The sequence below is a fragment of the Wandonia sp. genome (assembly GCF_984588085.1).
The window spans coordinates 80,776-86,975 of sequence record NZ_CFIGVI010000013.1; the positions used below are offsets into that span (position 1 = coordinate 80,776).

Below are 6,200 nucleotides of genomic sequence, written 5' to 3' on the forward strand. Positions count from 1 at the left end.
TTCTATTTCTTTATTTCGTATTGTTCGACTGCTTCATTACCTACCCCGTCTTTCACAACCAGTTTTACCTGATGTACCCCTGCCTCCAGTTCAGTGATTGACGTAAATAACTGATCTCTCTTGGGTTCAAACTCTAGTACCCGGTACTTTCCATTGATATATACGGCATATTCTGCAACTCCGGAAAGGTCATCTGATACCGTCCATGTTAACAATGTTTTTCCTGTCACCGACCCTCCATTCACAAAATTCGTACTCCTCACTTCGGGAGCTATAGTATCCTCCTGTATTTCAAAAGTCCCCATCTCTTTTGGCATTGTAAGAATCCATCCTTCTCTAACTTCCGATTGGAGTGCTTTTTGACGTCCTCTGTGATCAGTATGCACAATAATTGTTTTATCCCTGTTTCCGAGTGTTTCAGGTAGTTTCATAGCTAACCTATAGGTTCCATCTACCGGTGTTTTTGCATCACCAAATACCACCTTCCCTTCCTCACATTGAAAATTTTTAAGCACCGGTTCATACAACAGGTAATCCCTGAAAAGGATCTGGCAGGAAGAAGATTCGAAAGTGTAGATACTGTCCGGATACATATACCCCGGATTATATACGTCCCATGGAGTATCCTCCTTACGTAATTCTCCTGCTGTAATATCCAATGTAAACCTCATGTCCCGACTATTCCCGGCAATATCTAGTGCGTTATAATGCATTTGGTAGGAATTCCCCGGATACAGTCCCAATATACCGGAGTCTGTATTCGGATATATCGGTAATTTATTGTACGGAGTCCGGAAATACTTTTCAAAACCTAACCTTTTAAACTTAAACTCTTCATAATCCATGTGCGTGTTAATCTGCCTGTTGACAGCAAAATCCAGTTCTTTCATCTGTTGCATATATACCGTATCTGTATTCAGCATAAGTCTACCTTCATAAATCCCACAGACATTTTGAGCTGCATCGTAACGATCAATAACACGAACAGCCAAACCTACACCACCGTTTTCAGAACAAAAATGTGATGGCAGCGTAACTTTTTTCCCGGAAACGGTATATTCTCTACCGGATAAAACAGTTGGGATCACTTTCTCTTTTCCGGGAATTCTGTATCCCATTTTACTCAATGCGTATAACTTCACAGCCCGTATTTCAGGAGCTCTGGCATCTGCCACATCCAGAAAATCAAACAATAACGGGTTTAGCGGGTGCTCTGTTTTCGTATCCCGAATTTCAAAATGCAAATGAGGAGCTGACGAACCTCCCGTATTACCGGATATAGCTATTACCTCTCCTTTTTTTACCGTTAATTTCTCTGTCCCGGGAAATAGTTCAATCTCAAAAAATTCTTGTTTCACTTGTTCCGTGAGAACGTATTCTTCAATTGTCCCGTAAAAGTGTTGACAATGTGCATATACACTCGTTATCCCCAGTGCCGGATGATCGATATAAATAGCTTTTCCATATCCATAAGGAGAGACCTTTATACGGGAAACATACCCATCTGCAATGGCATAGAGTCTATATCCTTCGGTACCTTTTGTTTTGATATCAATTCCCGTGTGAAAATGATTCGAGCGCAACTCTCCGAAATTAGCCGCCAGCACTATTGGAATCCCAACCGGAGAATGTAAAGGCTCATCAAATTGGTACTGACTCAAAAGATTACCGGAACACAAACTCAACAACACAAAAGCGAACAAACATCTCATTTTACAAAGATAGGAACGAAAAAGAAATTCATGAACATTCTCCCTATCTCTTCTACCTATACAATTTTGTACTGAAAATTCCGATTAAAAAAATTTGAAATTCGTCTCCGCTGTGTTACTTTTGTGCAAAGGCAATTAACAAAATGAACGAATTAAACAATTTAATTCAACGAGTAGCTGAAAAGTCGAAAAGCTTAAAATCCGAAGTGGCGGAGAGAGCAATTCAGATAGAGACACTTCAGACTAAAGTTAATTTGCTTCTTTCTGAAAAAGCTGAGTTGGAAGAACAGGTAAACGACCTGAAACAACAACTGACTCAGTTATCAGATAATGTGATTAGTGAATCTACTGATACTATTTTCAATAATCGCATTGACGAACTGGTGAGGGAAATTGATGAATGTATTCATCATCTTAAACAATAAAGATGGCAAAGTTGTCCATAAAAGTGATTGTAGCTGGCAGAACCTATCCATTGATGGTTGATGAAACCGAAAAGGAAAATGTTGAATCTGCTGCCGAAGATATAAACCGTCGGATAAAGCACCTTCAGGACAATTATGCTGTAAAAGATGTTCAGGACCTATTGGCTATGGCCGCATTACAAATTGCAGCCAAACCGGCAACAGGAAACACATCCGAACCCAAAATAAACCTTTCTGCACAAACAAATGCATTACGGGAACTTTTGGAAGAATTGAATAAATAGGCAAGATTTTACCCACCAATGTTCGTGTACTTTTGAAGTGCAGGCATTGGTGTTTTTTTTAACATATAGTACAAACAAATGGATCCAATAGGAATAATAATCGGTATAGTAATCGGTGGTGCGGCAACCGTACTTCTGCTCAACACACTCCTTAAAAAGAAGCGAAAACAAATTCTTGAAGAAGCAGAAAAACAAGGAGAAACGTTGAAGAAAGATAAAATACTTCAAGCCAAGGAAAAGTTTCTGCAATTGAAAGAAGAGCATGAAAAATCAATGAAAGATCGAGAACGAAAGTTTCAATCATTGGAAGATAAAGCACGTGCAAAAGAGCAGTCCCTGTCTCAGAAATTTGAGAATGTAACCCGCAAAGAAAAAGAAGTACAGAACCTTAAATCGGATCTGGAAGAACAAATTGAGGTTATTAATGTAAAAAAGTCTGAGTTGGAAAAGATTCAGAGTAAACGTGTTGCAGAACTTTCAAAAGTTTCAAACATGACTCCTGAAGAAGCAAAAAATCTTTTGATGGAAGCATTAAAAGATGAAGCCCGCACAAATGCGATGCAATCTATCAAGGATATAACGGATGAGGCAAAACTCAATGCTACGAGAGAAGCAAAGAAAATTGTTATCCAATCGATCCAACGCGTTGCAACCGAGCAGGCAATCGAAAATTCAGTATCTGTTTTCAACATAGACAGTGACGAAGTGAAAGGGCGAATTATCGGTCGGGAAGGAAGAAATATTCGTGCACTTGAAGCGGCTACGGGTGTAGAAATTATTGTGGACGACACGCCTGAAGCGATTATCCTTTCTTGTTTTGATCCGGTGAGAAGAGAGATCGCCCGGCTTGCTCTTCACCAACTTGTTTCTGACGGACGTATTCACCCGGCAAGAATTGAAGAGGTAGTTGCAAAAACCAAAAAATCACTGGAAGAAGAGATTACAGAAACAGGAAGAAGAACCTGTATAGATCTTGGGATTCATGGTCTTCACCCTGAACTAACAAGAGCAGTAGGACGTATGAAATACAGATCTTCATACGGGCAAAACCTGCTTCAACACTCGCGTGAGGTAGCCAACCTTTGTGCAATCATGGCTTCCGAATTAGGATTAAACGTAAAACTTGCAAAACGCGCCGGACTACTACACGATATTGGAAAAGTTCCGGACGAAGAGCCAGAATTACCACACGCTATTCTGGGTATGAAGTGGGCAGAAAAGCACGGTGAAAAAGCGGATGTATGTAACGCTATTGGAGCGCACCATGACGAAATTGAAATGACAACGCTTATCGCTCCTATTGTGCAGGTTTGTGATGCCATTTCGGGAGCCCGTCCGGGAGCCAGACGAGAAATGGTTGAGTCATACATCAAACGAATTAAAGATCTGGAGAATCTGGCACTTTCATACGAAGGGGTATCCAAAGCCTATGCTATTCAGGCGGGCCGGGAACTTCGCGTAATTGTTGAAAGTGAGAAAGTATCCGATCAACGTGCAGATGAATTATCTTTTGCCATCTCACAACAAATTCAGGAAGAGATGACTTATCCAGGCCAGGTAAAAGTAACTCTGATACGGGAAAAACGTTCCGTTACTTATGCAAAATAAGCAATCGGATTCTTATATTAAATAAAAAGAGGCACGACATGTGCCTCTTTTTATTTTTACTCCATTTCTTCTATTCAACATCAATTCCACGTCACAACCTTGTATTTGTTCTCAACAACTTGTAACTTTCCATCGCAAAAAAACAGGGATGGATCAATTAGCAGATTTTTTCAAAGATAAATATGTACTTGTCACCGGAGGAGCCGGCTTTATCGGGTCAAACCTTACCGGAAAACTTCTGGAACTGGGAGCACGTGTCCGGGTTTTTGATAATTTGGAAACGGGCCGGATTCAAAACATTGAAGAATTTGAGAACAATCCCCAATTTGACTTTTTCCGTGGAGACATCCGTAAACACGATGATTGTCTGGAAGCTTTGAATGGAATCGATCTCGTTTCCCATCAGGCTGCGCTGGGTTCTGTACCCCGTTCTATTGCTCTCCCCCTGACAACGCATGATGTGAATGCTACAGGTTTCCTTACTTTATTGGAGGCGGTGAGAGAAAAGAATATAAAACGTTTTGTATATGCCAGTTCTTCTTCCGTGTATGGAGACAGTAAGATTTCACCCAAGACCATCGGATCCGAGGGGAAACTGTTAAGCCCTTACGCTGTCACAAAACACCTGAATGAGGAATATGCGGGTGTATACAACAGATTACATCAAACAGAAACAATAGGACTGCGTTATTTCAACGTCTTTGGTCCTAAACAAGACCCCAAAGGCGTATACGCTGCTGCTATTCCTAAATTTATTGATGCTATGCTCAGCGGGGGCGAAATAACAATTCATGGCGATGGAGAGCAAACAAGGGATTTCACCTATGTGGAAAATGCTGTTCGTGCCAATCTTCTAGGTCTTTCGACAACTAATTCTGAAGCATTTGGTAAGGTAGTCAATGTGGCCTGTGGAGATTATTTCTCATTAAACAAAGTGATTGCATCTATAAAAGAAGCTCTTCTGGAAATGGGGAAATATCATCCCGAAACAAAGATCACTAATGGTCCGCCTCGCCCGGGAGACATCAGAGATTCTTTAGCTGCTATTAGTACTACCACCGAATTAATTGGTTACAGTGATCCGATTCTATTCCATGATGGAATGGCTAAGTACCTGAAATCAATCTTTCATTCGTGAAACTCGCAAAAAATGATTTTCTAAAATCTGTCATGATCTTAATGACAGGTACGGTTATGGCTCAGGCCATAGGCTATCTTATATCTCCCATACTCACACGTATCTATACTCCTGAACAAATGGGTGATCTCGGGGTATACATGCGTGCGATCAGTTTTCTTTCAGCGTTAGCATCTGCAAGATATGAGCTGTCGTTACCTCTTCCTAAAAGCGACTCTCACTCTTATCTTTTGTATCGACTTTCATTGCGAATAGCCCTCTATACGCTCGCAGGCTCTGTATTGGTGAGTTTAATTTATCTTATCACCAAGTCTTTCAACCTGAATGAAGTACTGTTTATTTCTATCACGTTAATCAGTTCCTTCTTTCTTGTCTTTATTAACCTCGGAACAAATTGGGCAATTCGCAAAAAACAATTCAGAAAAATTTCCAACTCACGCGTAATTAACTCCCTTACTTCCAACGGACTCAGATGGATTTTTGGTCTTTTCAGTTGGGGCTCATGGGGGCTTTTACTGGGGACACTGATCGGTTATATCGCTTCCAGTCTAACCTTCATGAAAGAGTATTTCAGTATTGATAAAACACATCGTATATCACGATCAAGAAAAAAGACCTTTGCGCTTGTAAGTGAATATCGCCAATTCCCCATGGTGAGCTTACCTCACGTATTAATTGATTTGGGAAGGGATTTGCTCGTTGCCACACTAATCATTTATTTTTTCAGTAAAGACATCTTCGGGTCATACAGTCACTCTTACACCATCCTACGACTACCAATAATGGTCATTGGCACTTCCATTGGCCAGGTTTTTTTCAACCGCTGTTCTGAAATGGTCAACCGTGGAGAGTCTATCTACCAATTGCTACGAAGAACAACTTTGCTTTTGCTTGCCGTATCTATACCAGCCTTCTCCATCATTTACTTCTTCGGAGAACCTCTTTTCGGATTCGTTTTCGGAGACAACTGGCTTACTTCGGGGTACTATTCTGAAATTATGTCTTTCTGGTTAATGACAAACTTTATTGCTTC

At 40.6% G+C, this 6,200-nt stretch carries 6 protein-coding genes; 5 read left to right on the forward strand and 1 reads right to left on the reverse strand.

The genetic code is table 11. The annotated features are described in order from the left end of the window. Window positions 1-2 precede the first annotated feature (2 nt). On the reverse strand, window positions 3-1,712 hold the full coding sequence (locus AC4PL9_RS07555) for a M23 family metallopeptidase (RefSeq protein WP_491604141.1): 1,710 nt from the start codon (window positions 1,710-1,712) through the stop codon (window positions 3-5). 143 nt (window positions 1,713-1,855) lie between these two features. On the opposite strand from AC4PL9_RS07555, the gene AC4PL9_RS07560 reads away from it, so the two are divergent. The 5 genes from AC4PL9_RS07560 to AC4PL9_RS07580 form a co-directional block, all read left to right on the forward strand. Further along, the gene (locus AC4PL9_RS07560; RefSeq protein ID WP_491604142.1) at window positions 1,856-2,137 is read left to right on the forward strand and encodes a hypothetical protein; all 282 of its coding nucleotides are present in this window, start codon (window positions 1,856-1,858) and stop codon (window positions 2,135-2,137) included. 2 nt (window positions 2,138-2,139) lie between these two features. Beyond that, window positions 2,140-2,421, forward strand: coding sequence for a cell division protein ZapA (locus tag AC4PL9_RS07565; protein ID WP_491604143.1), 282 nt, complete (start codon window positions 2,140-2,142; stop codon window positions 2,419-2,421). 78 nt (window positions 2,422-2,499) lie between these two features. Next, window positions 2,500-4,029: a ribonuclease Y gene (gene rny, locus AC4PL9_RS07570; RefSeq protein ID WP_491604144.1), complete on the forward strand. Its 1,530-nt coding sequence runs from the start codon at window positions 2,500-2,502 to the stop codon at window positions 4,027-4,029. Window positions 4,030-4,177: 148 nt separating this feature from the next. Next, window positions 4,178-5,167 carry an SDR family NAD(P)-dependent oxidoreductase gene (locus AC4PL9_RS07575; RefSeq protein ID WP_491604145.1) on the forward strand — a complete coding sequence of 330 codons (990 nt, stop codon included), beginning with the start codon at window positions 4,178-4,180 and terminating at the stop codon, window positions 5,165-5,167. After that, window positions 5,164-6,200: lipopolysaccharide biosynthesis protein (locus tag AC4PL9_RS07580; protein WP_491604146.1), on the forward strand; the 1,037-nt coding region annotated here is incomplete at its 3' end. The genes AC4PL9_RS07575 and AC4PL9_RS07580, both read left to right, overlap by 4 nt.

Bases quoted from the DNA above. Each gene is read 5' to 3' on its own strand.
- AC4PL9_RS07565 (WP_491604143.1), top strand. From the start codon at position 2,140: ATGGCAAAGTTGTCCATAAAAGTGATTGTAGCTGGCAGAACCTATCCA.
- AC4PL9_RS07575 (WP_491604145.1), top strand. From the start codon at position 4,178: ATGGATCAATTAGCAGATTTTTTCAAAGATAAATATGTACTTGTCACC.
- rny (WP_491604144.1), top strand. From the start codon at position 2,500: ATGGATCCAATAGGAATAATAATCGGTATAGTAATCGGTGGTGCGGCA.
- AC4PL9_RS07555 (WP_491604141.1), bottom strand. From the start codon at position 1,712: ATGAGATGTTTGTTCGCTTTTGTGTTGTTGAGTTTGTGTTCCGGTAAT.
- AC4PL9_RS07560 (WP_491604142.1), top strand. From the start codon at position 1,856: ATGAACGAATTAAACAATTTAATTCAACGAGTAGCTGAAAAGTCGAAA.